An 18,080-nucleotide genomic window follows, 5' to 3' on the forward strand; every position below is an offset into this window, starting at 1 on the left:
AGCGAAAGGCCGCCTCAAGTGGGCGGCCTCTGCTTTGGGTGGAATGCGGCTAGAGTGTGGCGGTGTACGTTACGGTTTGGGACTGCGTGCCTTCGTATTGTCCGCTGGGGCCGGCTGTGGGGGCTGCCGTTACGGTGAAGCTGTAGGTGCCGGGCTTGGTGCCGAGGTCGGTGCAGCCGACGGTGCCGCAGCCGTTGAGCATGGGCATCGCGCAGAGAGCGAGGACGAGCAGTGCGGCTTGCAGGAGCTTGCGACGGCGTCGGGTGGTGATGCCGAGCAGCAACAAGATGGCGGCGAAGCCGAGGCCGCCTTCGGCGATGCTGCGATCTCGGTTCGAAGCTACGAAGTCTCCGGTGTTGCTGTTGCAGTTGTGCGGGGCGGCGGGGGTAAGTGAGAGCGTGGTGGTGCCGCCGCCTGCGGGGATCGTTGTGAGGGCGAAGCTGCAGGTGGCTTCGTTGGTGAGGCCGGTGCAGGTGAGCGCGATGGGTTCGCTGTAGCCGTTGACTTCCTGGATGGTGACGGTGATCGGGGTGGCGACGCCTAGCAGGGCCTTGTCGATGGTGGTGGGGGTGACGGTGAGGATGTAGCCGGGAGCTCCGCCGAGGGGTAGCGGAGGATTGACGACCTGCGCTACGGGGGTTGAGACGGAGGCGGTGAAGTCGGTGGTCGCGGCGTAGCTGGCGGTGATGTTGTGCGTACCGACGGCGAGAGCGGTGGTGCTGTAGGTCGCTACACCTGAGGTGTTCAGGGTGCCGATGCCCAGCGAGGTTGTGCCGTCGAGGAAGGTGACGTTGCCGGTGGGCGTGGCATAGGGAGCCGCAACGACTGCCGTGAACGTGACCGAGTTGCCGAGGTAGGAGGGGTTGAGCGAACTCGTCAACGAGGTTGTGGTGGGGTCGGGGACGATCTGGACGGTGTATGTGGGCGAGGTCGAGCCGGCGTATTCGGCGTCGCCGGAGAAGACGGCGTAGATGGTGTACGTGCCGACGCCAAGATTGGCTCCGGTGCTTGCGGGGCAGGAGGTGGTAAGGCCTGGGGCTACGGGCAGGGTGCAGACGAGCGCGCCATTGATGTAGACCTTGGTGTTGCCGCCGGAGCTGGAGCCTGTGACCACGATCTGCGCGGTGTCTCCGATGATCTGTCCGTAGTCGATTGGCGTCACGAGGCCATTGATGACGATGCTGGAGACGCCGTAGACGTTCTGCACGAGAGGCGCACTCACCGAGCCGAGGAAGTCGGTCGTCGTGGCGTAGCTCGCGGTGATGCTGCTCGCGCCGAGAGGTAGCGTCGAGGTACTGAAGGTGGCGACTGCGCTGTCGCCGGTGGAGGCTGTCAGCGTGCCTGTGCCGAGGAGCGTAGTGCCGCTGTAGAAGGAGACTGCTCCAGTGGGGGGCGCCGCAATGCCTGTGACGGTAGCCGTGAAGGTCACCGATGCGCCGAGGGCTGAGGAGTTCGGCGTCGAGGTCAGGGTGGTTGTGGTGGTGTCCTGCAGGACAGTGATCGTCGTGCTGCCGGTGGCTAAGGTGTAGCTGGTCGGATCCGTTGGGGTGAAGCTCACATTGAGCGTGGTTGTGCCGAGCGGGAGAACGGTTCCTGCTGCTGGCGTATAGGAAAAGGTGCCAGGCACCGTGTTGCCTGCGTAGGTCGCGGTCGCGTCCAGTTGGGTAGCGCCCAGGGGCGTGCCGTAGTAAATCGAGGTCGGCGTTGCCCAGGTGATCGTCGGGGTTGCGACGATATCGATTGTGTCGGCGGAGACGGGGGCCACAAAGTTCGAGAGGTTATAGAGCGAAAACTCGAGGAATTTCTCCTGCGGGCTCATCGCGGTGGCAGTGCATTCGCTGGGGAAGGCCTTGATGTTGGTGGAGGTGGTTTCGACGTGATACTCGTTGAAGAGTACGCGCCCGCACTGGTTCGTTCCTGAAAGGCCGCCCCCGGCCAAAGCGACCGATACCAGCTGCGCCCCGAGCGGAGCACTGGTCGAAACGTTGATCCCCAGCGTGACACTGTCCGAGGTTCCTGCCGGGAGCGCGGTGAGACGGTTGCAGGTGAGGGTCGCCACAGAACATACCCAGCCGGTCGTTGCGCTGGTGCCTGCCAGCGAGGTTGCTGTGACGCCCGTGGGCAGCGTGATGGAGAGGTTCAGCGACGCGTCCGCATTTGTGGAGCTCGTATCCGTGACGTTGATCGCAATGCTGCCAGCGCTTGTTCCGGCGGTCGGTTCATACAAAGTCGGGCTGTTGGTAAAGCCCACTGTCAACGCGGTGGTTGTGGCGGCATTGATCGGAGTATCGAACGTAAACTGCATAACCGGGTTGCCAAAGGCCGGATCATTCAGCGTCGCCCACGATTGCGTCGGTGAGTTCACGCCGCTCTGGTCCTTCTTCGTCACGTAGAGCGGCAGCTGGCCCTTCGTTGGTGTAGCTCCGATGTTGTAGAGCCAGTTGGCCAGAACGACGCCTTCGGGGTAGGTCTGGTCGATGGTGGCGTCGATCGGCACGGTGGTGGAACCGGAGATGGACTGGTCCGGCAGCGACCAGTTCGCCGTGCTTGCAAAGATGGTGCTGTTGTCCAGCCACACATAGCTGAAGTGGGTCGCGAAGACGCGCCCGCCAGCATCGGCGAAGTTGACCACATTCTGCTGGTTGGCGACCATGGCAGCTGCTGGATTGTTTTCCGTACCCTGGCAGGCAAATACGGCGAGGTCATAGGCGTTGAGCGCGGACTGGCTGCTGACGAGGGTCGTCTCCGACGGCAGCGTGGTGCCGGAGGCGTCTGTAGTGATGCCCGGCGACTGGGAGCCAGCGTAGAGGCTGATGCGGCCGGTCCCAGAGGGAGCTGTGAACTCGGAGTCGGAGATGCCGATCTTGCGGATGACACACTCCAGCGCGTCGGAAGAGCCGGTTGAGATCGCTATACGCGGGATGTCGCCCTGGCTCTGGTTCTGGGGCATCACCAGCTGAGGAGCGGGGGTTGTGGTGCAGCTGGTTACGGAGATGCCGGGATATTGGCGGCGCCACTTCCCTGCCTGGATGACGAGGGTCTGCGTGCCAGCAAGGCCGGGATTGGTGAGCGAAAAGGAGCCGTCTGCGGCGGTCGTCGTGCTTACAAGCGGATTACCCGACACGAGGTTCGAGGCTGCGGTGCAGTCTGAAACGCCGGTCGGCAGCGCCTGAACCGTGGTGGTGGGTACGTAGACCAGAATGTTCGGCAGCGGATCCACCCCGTTGGGCGAATACACCTTGCCGGTGATGGTGGTGGTGCAGGCCTGGCCGAGGCCGGAGGGCGGCAGCAACGGAAACAGCCCCAGCAAAACGACCACCGCCAAGACCGTCCGGCGGGATAGAGACGAGGGTGTCGATTCTCGCAGCTTTACTTGCAACAACTTGAACATTCAGCGACCTGTATTTGTGGAGATATATGCAGTAAAAAGCTCGACAGCACGCCGTCGGCTGCAGTGAAAGCCGTTGCCAGAAATCTGTCCTTGGATGTCTGCCAGTGAGGCTACACCTCTTTTTGCCCGATTCGCACCCTTTGGGACGCCTTTTTTTCAGGCACCGTTTCAAGGCTTTTGAGGGCTGAATATCGCTCTCTCCAGAGGGTGTGGCAGAATGACTGTGACAGCCGTTGCGCGGGACGTAGGCGCCGGCAGGCCCGCTGCCGTGAACCTTCCAAACTCCATCACGCTAAGTCGCATCGCCAGCGTACCGCTGCTGATCTGGGTGCTGTCGCCCAAGTTTCCGGACCAGGGCAACCAGGAGCTGTACGCATCGGCGCTATTCATCCTCGCTTCGATCACGGATGGTTTGGATGGCTACCTGGCGCGCCGACGCGGACAGATTACGACCACCGGGATGCTGCTCGATCCGCTGGCGGATAAGCTGCTGGTCGCAGCGGGCTACATTATTCTGGTCGCCTACAATCCCCACGTGGTTCCGCCGTGGATCGCGATCCTTGTGATCGGGCGCGAGTTCCTCGTGACCGGGCTGCGCTCGATTGCCGCATCCGAGGGGTTCACGATTGACGCAAGCGAGATTGGCAAGCTGAAGACGGTCATCCAGATCGTGTCGGTTGTGGCCGCGATTCTGAACCACAAGTGGGATTACTGGAACTGGTGGGGGTTCCCGATCGGCGTTCATCTGATCGCGGTGGTTTCGATTTACTGGATGACGATCGTTTCGATCATCTCGGCGGTGGACTACTTTGTGGCTTTTTGGAGGAAGATCGATCGGGTGTCCGATACGCGACGAGCGGCGACTGCGGTTTTGAGCCGGAAGAAGCCGGCGGTCGAACAGAAGGCCTGATAGCGGCGGCCTTTGTCTCCTCTCTCGCCGTGATGGCTGAGCGGAGCTCAAGAGGATGGCAAAACAGTGAAGGCCCCGATGTCTCGGGGCCTTCCACTTTTAACACTGTCTGCCCTAAGCCTGGTCGCGCTGGACGAAGTGGTAAGGAGGCCAGGGGCCTGAGAGCTGCATGGCGCAGTCTTTCAGCTCCATGGTGGCGGTGGAGTACTTGTTCTGGTAACGCTCGACGGTCTTTTTGTCGACGAGGTGGGCGATGTCCAGCAGCATCTTGCCGGAGTCCATCCGCTTGCATGTGATCTCTTCTGCCAGAGGGAGGAACATGCGGTGCATCTGGAGGGAGAGGGCGCGAGCTTTGGATTGGCGCTCGCGCTGGCGGGTGGCGGACTCGCGGAGGTGGGAGAGATACTGCTGCCCGGCGGCCTGGTAGGTGTGTCCCTGGCCCTTGGTTTCGGGGCAGATGTCGTCGACGACGACTTTGAGGTGCATCTCGGCCTTGCCGCGCAGGCGCTCGACGTTAGCCATGAAGTGGCGCTGATTGGAGCGGACGGAGCGGCGGAGGGCGTCGTCGTCCTCAAAGGTGGTGCCGAAGCGGAAGGGCAGCACTGTGGACTTGTTGAAGCAGGTGGAGATGACGCGGGCGTGGTCGCGGGCGGCGGCCTGGCCTTCTGCGGTCTGCAGACGGGCGGCGTCTTCGGGCATATGCTCAGAGACGATTACAGCCAGGTCGGCTGCGGGAAAGAAGAAGGTCTGGTTGCCGAAGAGTCCGTTGATTCCGGCTAACGGCATCGGTCGGCGGTGGCGGGATAACTCAGGAAAGGCGTTGCGTTCGGTAATACAGTATGCGTACCAGGACATATAACTCACTCGCTCCAAAAAGCCCGTGGGATTGGTGCCCCAGCAGGCTGGCCTTGCACAGAACGCTGAACCGTCTCTCCAAAGGAGAAAACAGACGATCCTACGGCAACCTGGCGTGCGCCTGAAAGCGTGTATGCACTGTTCCGATTGCGAGTCGAATAGTATGCCCATGGAAATACGGTTGGCAAGACTCTTCTTTTATGTCCGAAATCGACACAAGGGCCTGCAAAACAAGAGCTTATTGCTGTCATACCGGACATCCTGCTGATTTTCGGGGCGAAGGGGTCGCGGCGGCGGCGGCTCCCGACGGCCTGCCCGCCCTGATAGACTGATCTGACGTGTATGCGCCGGGCAATGCCCCGCCTGCAATCCCAAAGATTTGTTGAAGGACGGAGTTTCGTGGACAACGCAACCAAGCGCGATTTGAAGAAGCAAGACAAGTTTCAGGAACTAACCGGCGAGAGTATTCACTGGGCCGAGAAGCACCGTCAGCAGACGATCATCGGTGCCGTGGCGCTGGTCGTCGTCGTAGCTGCCCTGGTGGGCGGATACAGTCTTTATGAGCATCGCACCGCTGCGGCCGAGACGGCTTTTGGCGCCGCAATGCAGACCTACCAGACACCGCTGGTGAATAACAGCCAGCCGACGCCTCCTGGAATGAAGACGTTCCCTGATGCGAATGCCCGCGCTGCCGCCTCGCAGGCACAGTTTGCGCAGGTAGCCGATCAGTACGGCATGACGAAGCCCGGCAAGCTGGCCGCGTACTTCTCTGGCCTGACACTCGCGGAAGAGGGCAAGAACGGCCCAGCGGAAGAAGAATTGAAGAAGGCAGCGTCCAGCTGGGAGAGCGGCGTTTCGGCGCTCGGCAAGATGGCGCTCGCGCAGCTGTATCAGCAGACGAACCGCGACTCCGATGCGATCGCCATCTACGACGAGCTCAGCAAGAGCACGGCTGTGACCGTACCTGCTGGCGAAGCTCAGCTGCAGCTTGCGGCTTTGTATGAGTCCGAGGGGAAGACTGAGCAGGCGCGCAAGATCTACGCAGAGCTGAAGGACAAGGATAAGGACTCCAAGGGCAAGCCCGGACCCGTATCCCAGATCGCCAGCGAAAAGCTGAACCCCCAGGCCGCACAGGCTCCGGGGCAGTAAGTATTTATCGACCTACAAACGAAAGGCCGCCTTCGGGCGGCCTTTCTACTTGGAGCCAAACACCCGACACTGATTAGAAGGGATGGCTATCGGCATCGCCGAGTCGGTTTGCTGTCGATTGCTCGCTAACATGCGAGCCGAGGCGATCTGCGAGCGCGGCTGAATAGCGCAGGCCAGCGACCGTTACCCAGCCATCCGGCTTCTTTGATGGGTCACGGGGCGGCGGAGCCCAGCGCGGCAGCGTGAGCCCAAGGTACGCGGCCATGGACTCCGCGTGGGGCTCGTAGAGCTTGCGAATGGCCAGCAGGCGCTCCTGGACGTCATCGGCCCGGCAGAGGGAGAAGCCGGCCTCGCAGAGCAGGTCCGACAGTCGCGCATATTCCTCATCGCCCAGCCGCGTCGGCGGTTCGGTGCGCAGCCGGGCCTCGACCTTTTCGCGATGGAAGACATGACCGAGATCGACCAACGTATGGCGGGCAATGGCAAAGGTGAGCTGCGCCTGCCGGGTGCTCGGACCTTCGACGGTGGTGATCACGAGCGCGCAGGTGTCGAGGATGGCTGTGATCGCGGCGAGCCAGCTCTGGTTGTCGTGCTGCGAGCGGTAGTAGCAGAGAATCGGGTACGAGACATGCGTCTCGAGCATCTCTGCTGACCAGCGTTCCCACTCAGCCAGTAACGCCGTCAGCGCTTCGTGGCCACCGGAGAAGTTATGACGGAGCAGCAGTTCGCCTGCCGTAGGAGGCGAGCCTGCGCGAGCATCGAGCATCGCCACGGGAACCTCGCGCGAGGAGAAGGCGTTATAAAGGACGGGAACGTAACCGATGACCAGAGCAACGAACCCGAGGCCTGTTCCTGCCTCCAGCACGGTGAGTTCGCGCGCAAGGGTCGTTGCGGGCTGCACATCGCCGAGGCCAAGGGTAAACAGCGTGGTCCCGCTCACGTAGAGGCAGCTTCGGACTCGCTCCAGTAGCAACGCCGGATGCCAGGGATCGGTAAACGGCAGGCTCAGCCCGAAGTAGATGAGGGCGTATGCCACCACTAACAAGAGCGCCCATGTGACGAACAAGAGCAGCAGCGCCATCGGACCGTAGATGCTGTACATCTGTTCGCGGCTCTTCTTCACCGGCCATGCGCGTGTCAACGCACACCACGGTCCCCAGGTGAGCAGGAAGAAAAACCGCGTAATGCGGAGCCGACCGACGGGTCGCCGAGGCAGGATGATGGTCTGGAACGCATCCAGAAGAACGCTCGCCAGAAAGGCGCACCCGAAGATAGCCGCAGTGATGTGCATAGCTCGACTTTAGCTTGACGACGGCGCAGCGTAAACTCGGTGGGAGCGATGAGTTCCCCCGACGAGATGCCGACCCTTGCCTCGCTGCGCCGCAAACCTGCGAAGCGCGCATTGAAGCCGCTCGCCTCGCCTGGACTCTTCGACCTCGTACCCGCGGAGCCTGTGGCTGAAACTCCCAAGCCTCGCAAGGCTCCCGCAACGGTCGCGCCCAGGCATGAACCTGAAGCCCCGAAGATATGGAGCGTGGCTGCGCTGGTGCAGAGCGTCCGCAGTCTTGTCGAGCGGACGTTCGCCCAGGTCTCGGTCGAAGGCGAGATTTCAAACTGGCGACCGGCGGCGAGTGGCCATTGCTATTTCACATTGAAGGACGGCGATGCGCAGCTCAGCATCGTAATGTTCCGCCGGCAGGCGCAGCTGCTTCGCTTCAAGCCGAAGGATGGCGATGCGGTCCGCCTGCGCGGGCAGCTCAGCATCTATGAAAGCCGCGGCCAGATGCAGCTGATTGCCGAGACCATGGAGCAGGTCGGCATGGGCGCGCTGCTCGCCGCCGTGCGCGAGTTGAAGGAGCGCCTGCGTCGCGAAGGGTTGTTTGAGCGCAAGCGACCGCTGCCCGAGTTTCCACGCTGCATCGGTGTTGTGACCAGTGCGCAGGGAGCGGCATTGCGCGATATTGTGAAGGTCTGTCGCAGACGCCACGCAGCCGTTCGGCTGTTGGTGTACCCAGCTGCGGTGCAAGGCCCTAACTGTCCTGAAGAGATTGCTGCGGGCGTGAACTGGTTCAGCCAGCATCCCGACCAGGCCGATGTTGTGCTCGTAGCGCGCGGTGGTGGCAGCTGGGAGGACCTGCACGGCTTTGACGCTGAGATCATTGCACGAGCCATCGCAGCGTGCAGTTTACCCGTCATCACCGGCATCGGTCACGCGGTCGATACGACGATTGCGGATTCAGCGGCTGATGTATGCGCACCGACGCCTTCTGCCGCAGCGGAGCTGGTTACCGCTGCGCACTTTGGCGTGGCCGAACGCGTGGAGCGTTTGTATTCGCGGCTTCGTCGTGCGGGACGTTATGAGTTGCTGGCAGCAAGGCAGAAGCTGCAACGCCTGAGCGCAGAGATGGTGCTGCGTCGCGTGCGCGATGGACTGAGCCGCCGCGAACAACGCCTGGATGAACTTGCCAATCGCGCAGAGACGGCTTTGCTGCGACGCACGCGCCAGCGCAAGGAGCAGCTGATGCAGCTCGACGCGCGCCTGAGACAACAGCATGTTGGCCTGCGAGTGAGTGGAGACACGCGTCGTTTGCAGAGCCTGCAATCACGCCTGCTTGCTGCGCGCGCCATCACGATCACTAAGGGTGAACAGCGCCTGCAACGAGCCACCACCAAGCTGGAGACACTAAGCCCGCTGCGCGTGCTGGAACGCGGTTATGCGCTGGTGTACATCGAGCGTAACGGAGCGAGGGGTAAACTGCTGCGGTCTTCCGACCAAGCCCATGAGGGCGAAGCGATTGTCGCTCAACTAGCCAACGGTCGCCTACGCGCCACCATCACAGAAACAGACAAGTAACGAGGACTACGCATGAGGAAGTTGTTCGGTACGGACGGAATTCGCGCAGTCGCAGGAGAAGCGCCACTCGATGAGCGCACGATCTACGCGGTGGGCGTTGCACTGGCAACGAAGTTCGGTGAAGGCTCAACGATCATCATGGGCATGGACACGAGAGAGAGCGGACCGTGGATCGCACGAACGCTCGCTGCGGGTCTGAGTGCGGGCGGCGCGACCGTCGCGAATGCTGGTGTGATCACAACGCCGGCGATCGCCTTCCTCGCACGCAAGCATGGATATAGCGCGGGCGTTGTGATTTCGGCCTCGCATAATCCGTGGCGCGACAACGGCATCAAGATTTTTGGTGGCGACGGCTATAAGCTGCCTGACGCGGTGGAGCTTGCCATCGAAGCTGAGATCGAAAGCGTACTCGCCGCTGGCACCGTGCATACGGAAGGAGCAGCGCTGCCCGAGGTCAACGAGAGCTATCGTGCCGAATACATCCAGTTTCTGCTGAATGCTGTCCCGGGGATCTCGCTCGACAATCGTAAGGTTGTGATCGACTGCGCGAACGGCGCTGCGAGCTCGGTGGCACCGCAGCTGTTTGCCTCGCTGCGCGGCACGGTGGAGGTGACGCACGCCTCGCCTGACGGCCGTAATATCAACGAGCAGTGTGGCGCGCTGCATCCTGAGATCGTGGCAGCCGAGGTCAAGGTGCATGGCGCTTCGATGGGCTTCACCTTCGATGGCGATGCCGATCGCGCGCTCTTCGCCGATGAGCGTGGCAACGTTGTAAACGGCGATGCGGTGATGCTGGCATGTGCACGCGATATGCACGCTCGCGGTGAGTTGGCTGGCGATGTTGTGGTGGCAACGACGATGTCGAACATGGGGCTGGAGGCGGCATTCAAACGTTCTGGCATCTCGATGCTGCGCGCGCCGGTGGGCGATAAGTATGTGCTCGAACAGATGCGCGAAAGTGGCGCCTCGCTTGGCGGTGAGCAGAGCGGCCACATCCTCTTCCCTGCGCGCGCAACGACAGGCGACGGCCTGCTGACAGCACTGATGGTGCTCGACGTGGTACATCGCAGCGGGAAGACGCTCGGCGAATTGATCGCCGACCTGAAGAACTTCCCGCAGGTGATTCTGAATGTGAAGGTGCGCGAGAAGAGGCCGCTGGATACAATCCCTGCTGTCGTCGCAACGATACAGGCGGCGGAAGACGAGCTACGCGACACAGGCCGCGTGGTGATTCGCTATTCGGGGACAGAGGCACTGGCGCGCGTAATGATTGAAGCGGAGAGCGAAGAAGCCATGCGTCGCCATGCCGAGACAATTGCTGGAGCGATCCGCGCAGAGCTGGGCATTTAGGCCAGCTCTGAACGCGTCGTTGCGCTCTACTTGATGTCGCGCCAGTTCTTGCCAAGTCCGACTTCGGCGACGATTGGCACACTGAACGTTGCGGCTGATTCCATCTCCGTCTTCACCAGCTCCTGCATCGCGTCGGCTTCTTCCGGCACAACGTCGAAGAGAAGTTCGTCGTGGACCTGCAGTGTCATCTGCGAGCGCAGCTTGCGGTCGCGGATGGCGGCGTCGATGCGCAGCATGGCGATCTTGATGAGGTCCGCGGCGGTTCCCTGTAGCGGTGTATTGATGGCTGTGCGTTCTGCGAAGCCTCGCTGGTTGGGATTGCGCGACTGGATGTCCGGGATAGGACGGATGCGTCCGAACGCGGTGCGAACGAACTGATCGCGGCGCACCTCCTCCAGCGTGTGTTCGATGAAGGTCTTGATGCCGCTGTAGCGCTCGTAGTAACGCTCGATGTAGGCCTTCGCGATCTTCTGGTCGATGCCCAGCTGCGCGGCGAGGCCGAACGGCGAGATGCCGTAGACGATGCCGAAGTTGACAGCCTTCGCTCGTGCGCGGGTCTCCTTGTCCATCGTCGCGGCGTCGACCTCGAAGACCTCGGAGGCGGTGAGCGTGTGGATGTCCTTACCGGTGCGGTAGGCATCGAGCAGCAGCGGGTCCTGCGAGAAATGAGCCATCAGCCGCAGCTCAATCTGCGAGTAGTCCGCAGACATGAGCAAGTTACCTGGAGCCGCGATGAAGCCAGCGCGAATTTCGCGACCAACTGCGGTGCGGATGGGGATGTTCTGCAGGTTGGGGTTCGTCGAGCTGAGGCGACCCGTCGCTGTGCCCACCTGATTGAACGTCGAATGGATGCGGCCGTTCGCATCGGCGAGCAGTGGCAGCGCATCGAGATACGTTCCCCTGAGCTTCTGCAGCTGGCGATGCTCCAGCACCCAGGCAGGAACCTCATGGTGCTGAGCGAGGTCTTCGAGCACGTCCTGCGCGGTGGAGACGACCTTGCCCTTGCCATACTTCAGAGGCTTGGGCAGGTCCATCTTGTTGAAGAGCACGTCGCCGAGCTGCTTAGGCGAATTGATGTTGAAGCGATGCCCGGTCGAAGTGTAGATGCGTTCAGCGAGGTCGTCGATGGTGACAGCGAGGCGAGAGGACATCTCGCGTAGCAGGTCACTGTCGATGCGAACGCCGGTCTGCTCCATGCGCAGTAGGACAGGCACAAGTGGGAGGTCGATGTCGTTGTAGACGTCGAGCAACGTAGCTGGAGCGTTCGCATCCGAGTCTGGTTTTGAAGGGAGCTTCTCCGGATCGCGATGTGTGTCGGCGAAGAGCATCTCCTTCGTGACGGCTCCGCCAAGCGCTGGATCATCGGCGAGCACGGCGCGCGGCGCTGCGGACTCTGTGAGTTGCTGATGAAGTGTAGTGGCGAGGCGAGCCACGGCAGCGGCGGCTTCAGGCAGCCGCTTCGGGTCGGAGGGATTGTCCTTGCTGGGCTGATGCTTCAACGCCACCGAAGTTGTGCGTGCAGCGAGGTCGATGAGCGAGTGCGAGGTGTGCGTCGGGTTAAGCAGATAGCTTTCGAGCATCACGTCGGTGATATCTCCTGCGATAGAGATGTTGCTCGCCTCCATTGCACGAAGAATGGCTTTGAAATCGTGCAGCTGCTTCGGCAACGTCGCGTCGGCGAGGGCCTCGCGCACGGCAGGATTTGCGAGCTCCACCTCTATCGCGTGTGTCGGCGTGACGGCGAGACCGATGCTCAAGACAGCAAGAGCTGCGGAGGCGTTGGTGTTTGAAGTGGTCGTCTCCTCCGACGCAGGAGCGCCAAAGAGCGACATCGTCTCTGCGGGTGGTGGCTCAGGTTCGACCTCTGCTTCGGCTGAGTCTTCTGCGATGGCGGACTCTTCAAGAGGAGCAATCGCAGCGGCCAGCGCTATGGCCAGGTGACCTGCAGCGCGAGCTTCTGCAAGGAGAGTGGTGATCTCTTCAGCAGACGGCTTGAGGTTGTAGGTGGTGTTGACGGCTGTAATGTCAGGGGCAAGTTCTTTGAGCAGCGTGGTGAACTCGAGCTCGGTGAAGAGCGCACGGCAGGCGGCGTTGTCCGGGGTCAGCGTGTGCATTGACTCCAGTGTGAACTCGGTGGGCACGCTGCAGTGGATGGTGACGAGTTCCTTCGAGAGAAGGATGTTGTCGCGATTGTTCGCTAAGGACTCGCGATAGACCTTGCGCTTGAACAGCTCTGGAGTGGCGACGGCTGCATCCATCGCCGCTTCGACCGTGCCGAACTGCTGGATCAACTCGACAGAACCCTTATCACCGATGCCCGGCGCACCGGGCACGTTGTCGATGGAGTCACCGCGCAGCGCCATCACATCGACGACGCGCTCCGGCGGCACGCCGAGCACAGCCTCAACACCAGCCGGATCGAGGATGAGATTGTCCTTGGTCGGGTTCAGGATGGAGACGTTCTCGTTGACAAGCTGCATCATGTCCTTGTCGGACGAGACGACGTATACATGGTGACCGAGCTTGGCGAAGTGCTGGCTGAGCGTGCCAATGACGTCATCGGCTTCGTAACCTTCAGAGAAGACGATGGGGATGCGGAAGGCCTCAAGCGCGCGGCGGATGTAGGGCTGCTGCTGGATGAGGTCCGGCGGCGTCTCAGTGCGGTTGGCCTTGTAGCCGCCGTACTCTGTCGTCTCGAACTGCTGCGTCTTGATGTTAAACTTCTGCACGTCTTTCATCTGCGCGGCGGTCTCGTGGCGTAACAGCGGGGCGCCAACGTCGTATACGGCAGCGAGATATTCCGGCTTGAAGTCGGCACGCAGCTTGTTGATCATGTTGACGAAGACGTACGTAGCCGCCGTGGGGATGCCGGTGCGCGTAGTCATGGGGCGCGAGCGCTGCATCGCGTGATAGGCACGGAAGATGAAGGCCATCGAATCGAGCAGGTAAATCGGCGGTTTTTTGGAGGCGGCGTTCTGGGTATCGTGAGGCATCTCAATTCCGATGATACGCCGCGCGCAAGGGCTTTCCGAAGACAGGAAAGACTCGATCCGCGAGGCAGGAAGTAAGGAGATTGCGAACGTGAATACGAGACAGATTTCAGGAACGAAGACGAGGGCTGGCAGCGTTGCCTTGTGGCTTTGTGCTCTCGGCTTGGGAGCGTTGCTTGCCCCGCAAAGTCTGGTAGCCCATGCTCAACAGGGTACCGCCACCGATGCGGCCTGCGCGCTGGAAAAGGGCGTATACCAGTGCGACTGGCTGGCGTTCAAGAGCGCGTTCAACGCTGCGAAGACGGTGAGCGTGCAGAGCGAGGCGCAGGATGTTCATTCCGACGATTCGTTGCGGAAGCTGGCAAACCATCTGGGAAAGAACGTTGTGCCGCGCACGGACCAGCCTGCGGACCTGACCTTCCTGATGGTTCCACTGAACAAGAATGGCATCTACATCGGGCCGGGAGAGGAGAACCTTGGCACGCTGCGTATCTACTCCGGTCGCACGGTGAGCGAGCCGGGGACGCTGGTGTGGGCCGAGACGTATAGGGGAACGAAGGATGTCCCCTGGCCGTCGGTTGAGTTCTACTTGATGCAACAGTTCAAGGCGCGGCTGAAGAGCTAGGTGATCAACATGCAGTCGCCGTAGGAGAAAAAGCGATAGCCTGCGGCGACGGCGTGATCATAGGCGGCGAGGATGTGCTGGCGACCTGCGAAGGCGGAGACGAGCATCAGCAGTGTCGATTGCGGCAGGTGAAAGTTCGTGAGTAGGCCGCCGACGAGTTTGAATTGGTCGTTGAGTCCGGGAGACAGGAAGAGACTTGTGCTACCGGAGTGAGCGACGATCGGTTGATCCCCAGCGGTGCGGGCGACGTGCTCAAGCGTACGTGTGCTTGTAGTACCCACAGCGACGATGCGACGGCCTTCGGTCCGCGCGCGATTTATGGCGGCAGCTGCTTCGGCAGAAAGTGTGTAGTGCTCGGCGTGGAGGTGGATGTCTTCTGTGCGTTCGGCGCGCACTGGCTGGAAGGTGCCGAGGCCAACGTGCAATGTGAGGCGCGCTACTTCGATGCCGCGCGCTTCAAGCTGCGTGAAGATCTCCGGGGTGAAGTGCAGGCCTGCCGTCGGAGCAGCTGCACTGCCGCGCTGCTTCGCGAAGACAGTCTGATAGCGCTCGCGATCCTCGGTGGTGTTGGGTAGCGTTTTGTCGCGATGAATGTAGGGCGGCAGCGGTAGGTGACCGATGCGATCGAGGATCGCGTGAAAGTCATTGACAGGGGCGAAGCGCAGCGTGCGCTCGCCGAACTCTCCTATGGTCAACACCGTTGCGAGGAGAGCAGGATCGGCGAAATGCAGGGTCTCGCCGGGTTGCACCTTCTTCGCAGGCTTTACGAGAGCGCGCCAGTCGTTGTGTCCTTCGGGAGAGATGATCTGCTCAGTCAGCAGGACCTCAACGTGCCCTGTAGGTGCGGGCGAGTTGTGCTGCGTCGAGAGGCCGCCGCGGGTCGCGAAGAGTCTTGCTGGGATCACGCGCGAGTCGTTGACGATGAGGAGATCGCCGGGCTTCAGCAGCGAGGGCAAGTCTGCGAAGCTACGGTCGGTGTAGGCTCCGCTGAAGCGATCAAGCGTCATCATGCGGCTGGTGCCGCGTACCGCTGGCGGCTGCTGCGCGATGAGTTCTTCGGGGAGGTGATAGTCGAAGTCAGATACGAGCATCTATTTCTTCTCCGCCATGGCGACCGCTTGATCCAATGCGGCCTGCACCTTAGTGATGTCATCAGAGGCAACATGCGCAGGCCAGGTGAAGGTGACGGTGGAGAAGGGTTTTGGGATCATGAATCGATCCCAGGACTTGAGTTCCCAGCGACGGCTGGGGAGCGCGTAATAGGTGCCGATCCAGGAGGCGCCGGTGAGCTCGGCAAGCTGTACTACGCCGGGCTTGGCGATCATGTTCGGGCCGCGGGGGCCGTCGGCGGTGATCGCTGTGCGATGGCCCGCGTTGTAGGCCTCAGCCATGTTGCGGAGACCGATGGCGCCGCTGCGTGAGCTGGAGCCGCGCGCTGGATAGAAGCCGAGGTACTCGACCGTGCGGGCAATGAGTTCGCCATCGAATGACGGCGAGATCAGGATCGCTATGCCTTTGTTGCGGAAGCGATGTGCGCAGACGAGCAACGTGCGATGCCAGAAGGCAAAGACGACGGGGCCGGGTATCTCGATGCCAACGGGGACGGTATGGCCCGCTTCGTCGACTGCGTTGAGGTCGCGATAACGCAGTGTCGCGCCGAGCACACGGATGAACAGCGCCGCGAGTGGTGGCACTACGGCGAGCAGGAGACGCTGTTTGCGGGTGAACGCTTGCACGTAGATAGTCTAGCTGGCTCTAGCTGTACTTCAGCCAGCGGAGGATCTCAGGCAGGTTAGGCTTCTTGCCATACATCAGGATGCCGACGCGATAGATGCGCGAGCTGATCCAGAGCACGGCGAAGATCGATACGACGATAAGCCCGATAGACAGCGCGATCTCCCATGGCTGCGGCATCGCGATGGAGATGCGGAAGTTCATCAGCAGCGGCGCGCAGAATGGAATCTGCGAGACGATGCGCGCCAACAGCGAGTTTGGGCTGGTGATGAGGACCGGCAACATGCCCATGCAGAGAAACAGCGGCATCATCAGAAACATGTTGAGTTGCTGCAGCTCCTGCTCGGAGTTCGTCATGGCGCCAAGCGCTGCGGCCACGCTGGAGTACAGCGCATATCCCAGCGTGAAGTAGATGATGAAGAAGATGATCTGCGTAGCGTTGATGGTGATGCCGCTCATCGCTCCCGCCTGCGTTGCGAACAGCAGCGCTGCCGCCATCCAGATGCCTACCTGCGTGAGGCCGACGGAACCTACGCCGAGGATCTTGCCTGCGAGCAGCTCGTCGGGCTTGATGGTAGCAAGCAGAACCTCAAAGATGCGCGAGGTCTTCTCTTCAATGATGGAGCGTGCGACGTTCATGCCGTAGAGCAGCACAACCATGTACATGAGAAAGAACAGTGTGTACGCGACGTAGAACGACTGCTTGGAGTCGGCGTGGCGACCGTTCGACTCGATGACGTTGACCTTTGCCGGATCGAGAAGCGCCTTGGCCTCCTCTGCGGAGACATGATGCGCGGCGAGGTACTCCCTGGTCATGACCGTCTGCAGTGCGGACTTGATGGAATCGCTTGTGGCGATGTCCGCCGAAGAGCGCGGAGTGAAGTTGAAGACAGGCCGATGCAGCGCGCCGTCGGAGTCGGGCGTTTGAATGATCTCGAGGTAGCCATCAATCTGCTTGCCTGCGATCTCGCGGCTCAGGGTCTCACCGTTCCCAGGAGCGACGAGGTCGACGGCCATGCTGGTGTCTTCGCCGTGCTCGAGCTCCTGCTTCAGGTCCCGCGCAGGCTGCGGTTCGGACGCCATGATCGCGATATGCGAGGTCGTCTTGCTGTGCCTGGTAATAGCTGCAACACCGAAGACGCCGCCACCCATAAGCGCAGGGATCAGCACCGTGGAGATTATGAAGGCTTTGGTGCGGACGCGCTCGGTGTATTCGCGCTTCGCGATGAGCCAGATGTTCTGAAGGTTCTTAGGCATCGACGGTAACTCCTTCAGCCGCTGCGTCGCCGAAGCTGGCACGGACCTGTTCGATGAAAATGTCTTCGATAGTCGGCTCCACTACTTCGAAGCGTGTGATCTGCGTGCCCCGGGCTATAGCCTCGGCGAGCAGCGGCTGCGCGGCTGTCTCGTCTACAAGCTGCAGTTGCGCTGCGCCTACATCGCGTTTGCTCGCAACGATGGCAGGGTTGCGCAGGAAGCTGTCGTCGCCGGTGTAGGCGATGTTGACGCGATTGCGCGGATAGCGCGATTTCACCTCGCGCATGGAGCCGGACAGCATCAGCTTGCCGCGTGAGATGAGCGCGATGCCATCGCACATACGTTCGATCTGGTCCATTCGATGTGTGGAGAAGAGCACTGTTCTTCCTTCGCGACGGAGGTCGACGAGCGTCTCCATTAGCAGCGCACCGTTGACTGGATCGAGGCCGCTCATAGGCTCGTCCATGATGATCAGGTCGGGCTCATGCAGCAACGCCGCAATGAACTGGATCTTCTGCTGCATGCCCTTGGAAAGCTCTTCTGTCTTCTTGCCGATGGCCTCGGTGATCTCGAGCCGCTCGCACCAGTGAGTCGCACGCTGGCGGGCGACGGTCTCCGACAGACCATGCAGCTGGCCGAGGAATATGAGCTGGTCGAGGACCTTCATCTTTTTGTAGAGTCCGCGCTCTTCCGGCAGATAGCCGATGCGGCCGAGCAGCGACCGCGAGAAGGGCTGACCGAAGAGACTCACTGTGCCCGAGTCTGGCACCGTCATGCCGATCATCATGCGGATCGAGCTGGTCTTGCCGGAGCCGTTCGGGCCGAGCAGGCCGAACATAGTGCCGGGCTCGATGCTCAGGGTCAAGCCTTCGACAGCTACCTTCGTGTCATAGACCTTGCGGATGTTCTGGAGTTCAACGATAGCCATACGGATAGGCTTAGTTTAGCTCAGTAAAGTAAAGGCG

13 protein-coding genes are annotated in these 18,080 nt (G+C 61.3%); 5 read left to right on the forward strand and 8 right to left on the reverse strand.

Translation table 11 applies throughout. The features are described 5' to 3' along the window. Positions 1-49: 49 nt before the first annotated feature. The gene (locus OHL14_RS08915) at positions 50-3,391 is read right to left on the reverse strand and encodes an Ig-like domain repeat protein (protein WP_263378991.1); all 3,342 of its coding nucleotides are present in this window, start codon (positions 3,389-3,391) and stop codon (positions 50-52) included. 268 nt (positions 3,392-3,659) lie between these two features. Here OHL14_RS08915 and pgsA point away from each other — a divergent pair, with 268 nt between their 5' ends. Further along, complete coding sequence (gene pgsA / locus OHL14_RS08920; protein WP_263379078.1) at positions 3,660-4,301, forward strand: CDP-diacylglycerol--glycerol-3-phosphate 3-phosphatidyltransferase; 642 nt, start codon at positions 3,660-3,662, stop codon at positions 4,299-4,301. A gap of 114 nt (positions 4,302-4,415) precedes the next feature. Here the strand turns inward: pgsA and OHL14_RS08925 are convergent, their stop codons facing one another. Continuing rightward, positions 4,416-5,156 (reverse strand): GvpL/GvpF family gas vesicle protein, encoded by a 741-nt coding sequence (locus tag OHL14_RS08925; protein ID WP_263378992.1) that lies wholly within the window; start codon positions 5,154-5,156, stop codon positions 4,416-4,418. 399 nt (positions 5,157-5,555) lie between these two features. Between OHL14_RS08925 and OHL14_RS08930 the strand changes: the two genes are divergently transcribed. Further along, positions 5,556-6,305, forward strand: coding sequence for a coatomer subunit epsilon (locus tag OHL14_RS08930; protein ID WP_263378993.1), 750 nt, complete (start codon positions 5,556-5,558; stop codon positions 6,303-6,305). 73 nt (positions 6,306-6,378) lie between these two features. On the opposite strand, the gene OHL14_RS08935 is transcribed toward OHL14_RS08930, so the two are convergent. Continuing rightward, the gene (locus OHL14_RS08935) at positions 6,379-7,596 is read right to left on the reverse strand and encodes a potassium channel family protein (RefSeq protein WP_263378994.1); all 1,218 of its coding nucleotides are present in this window, start codon (positions 7,594-7,596) and stop codon (positions 6,379-6,381) included. A 48-nt stretch (positions 7,597-7,644) separates the two neighbouring features. On the opposite strand from OHL14_RS08935, the gene xseA reads away from it, so the two are divergent. Together xseA and glmM are read left to right on the forward strand one after the other, a co-directional pair. Next, the gene (gene xseA, locus OHL14_RS08940; RefSeq protein WP_263378995.1) at positions 7,645-9,159 is read left to right on the forward strand and encodes an exodeoxyribonuclease VII large subunit; all 1,515 of its coding nucleotides are present in this window, start codon (positions 7,645-7,647) and stop codon (positions 9,157-9,159) included. A 12-nt stretch (positions 9,160-9,171) separates the two neighbouring features. Beyond that, complete coding sequence (glmM, locus tag OHL14_RS08945; RefSeq protein ID WP_263378996.1) at positions 9,172-10,509, forward strand: phosphoglucosamine mutase; 1,338 nt, start codon at positions 9,172-9,174, stop codon at positions 10,507-10,509. Between the two features lie 26 nt (positions 10,510-10,535). On the opposite strand, the gene polA is transcribed toward glmM, so the two are convergent. After that, the gene (gene polA / locus OHL14_RS08950) at positions 10,536-13,502 is read right to left on the reverse strand and encodes a DNA polymerase I (RefSeq protein WP_263378997.1); all 2,967 of its coding nucleotides are present in this window, start codon (positions 13,500-13,502) and stop codon (positions 10,536-10,538) included. Between the two features lie 88 nt (positions 13,503-13,590). Here polA and OHL14_RS08955 point away from each other — a divergent pair, with 88 nt between their 5' ends. Next, a complete protein-coding gene (locus tag OHL14_RS08955) occupies positions 13,591-14,124 on the forward strand; it encodes a hypothetical protein (protein WP_263378998.1) in 534 nt (177 codons plus the stop codon). On the opposite strand, the gene queA is transcribed toward OHL14_RS08955, so the two are convergent. From queA to OHL14_RS08975, 4 genes are read right to left on the reverse strand one after another with little or no spacing between them, the layout of a single operon-like run. Beyond that, positions 14,121-15,215, reverse strand: a complete 1,095-nt coding sequence (queA, locus tag OHL14_RS08960; RefSeq protein WP_263378999.1) for a tRNA preQ1(34) S-adenosylmethionine ribosyltransferase-isomerase QueA — start codon at positions 15,213-15,215, stop codon at positions 14,121-14,123. The two genes, OHL14_RS08955 and queA, sit on opposite strands and share 4 nt — an antisense overlap. After that, a complete protein-coding gene (locus tag OHL14_RS08965) occupies positions 15,216-15,860 on the reverse strand; it encodes a lysophospholipid acyltransferase family protein (protein WP_263379000.1) in 645 nt (214 codons plus the stop codon). Positions 15,861-15,879: 19 nt separating this feature from the next. After that, a complete protein-coding gene (locus OHL14_RS08970) occupies positions 15,880-17,115 on the reverse strand; it encodes an ABC transporter permease (protein WP_263379001.1) in 1,236 nt (411 codons plus the stop codon). Then, the gene (locus OHL14_RS08975) at positions 17,108-18,043 is read right to left on the reverse strand and encodes an ABC transporter ATP-binding protein (protein WP_263379002.1); all 936 of its coding nucleotides are present in this window, start codon (positions 18,041-18,043) and stop codon (positions 17,108-17,110) included. The genes OHL14_RS08970 and OHL14_RS08975 overlap by 8 nt, the downstream gene beginning before the upstream one ends. Positions 18,044-18,080 lie beyond the last annotated feature (37 nt).

Origin of the sequence: Granulicella paludicola, from assembly GCF_025685545.1 — a bacterium.
GTDB classification, from domain to species: Bacteria; Acidobacteriota; Terriglobia; order Terriglobales; family Acidobacteriaceae; genus Granulicella; species Granulicella paludicola.

Bases quoted from the DNA above. Each gene is read 5' to 3' on its own strand.
- OHL14_RS08915 (WP_263378991.1), bottom strand. From the start codon at position 3,391: ATGTTCAAGTTGTTGCAAGTAAAGCTGCGAGAATCGACACCCTCGTCT.
- OHL14_RS08925 (WP_263378992.1), bottom strand. From the start codon at position 5,156: ATGTCCTGGTACGCATACTGTATTACCGAACGCAACGCCTTTCCTGAG.
- OHL14_RS08935 (WP_263378994.1), bottom strand. From the start codon at position 7,596: ATGCACATCACTGCGGCTATCTTCGGGTGCGCCTTTCTGGCGAGCGTT.
- xseA (WP_263378995.1), top strand. From the start codon at position 7,645: ATGAGTTCCCCCGACGAGATGCCGACCCTTGCCTCGCTGCGCCGCAAA.
- glmM (WP_263378996.1), top strand. From the start codon at position 9,172: ATGAGGAAGTTGTTCGGTACGGACGGAATTCGCGCAGTCGCAGGAGAA.
- polA (WP_263378997.1), bottom strand. From the start codon at position 13,502: ATGCCTCACGATACCCAGAACGCCGCCTCCAAAAAACCGCCGATTTAC.
- queA (WP_263378999.1), bottom strand. From the start codon at position 15,215: ATGCTCGTATCTGACTTCGACTATCACCTCCCCGAAGAACTCATCGCG.
- OHL14_RS08970 (WP_263379001.1), bottom strand. From the start codon at position 17,115: ATGCCTAAGAACCTTCAGAACATCTGGCTCATCGCGAAGCGCGAATAC.
- OHL14_RS08975 (WP_263379002.1), bottom strand. From the start codon at position 18,043: ATGGCTATCGTTGAACTCCAGAACATCCGCAAGGTCTATGACACGAAG.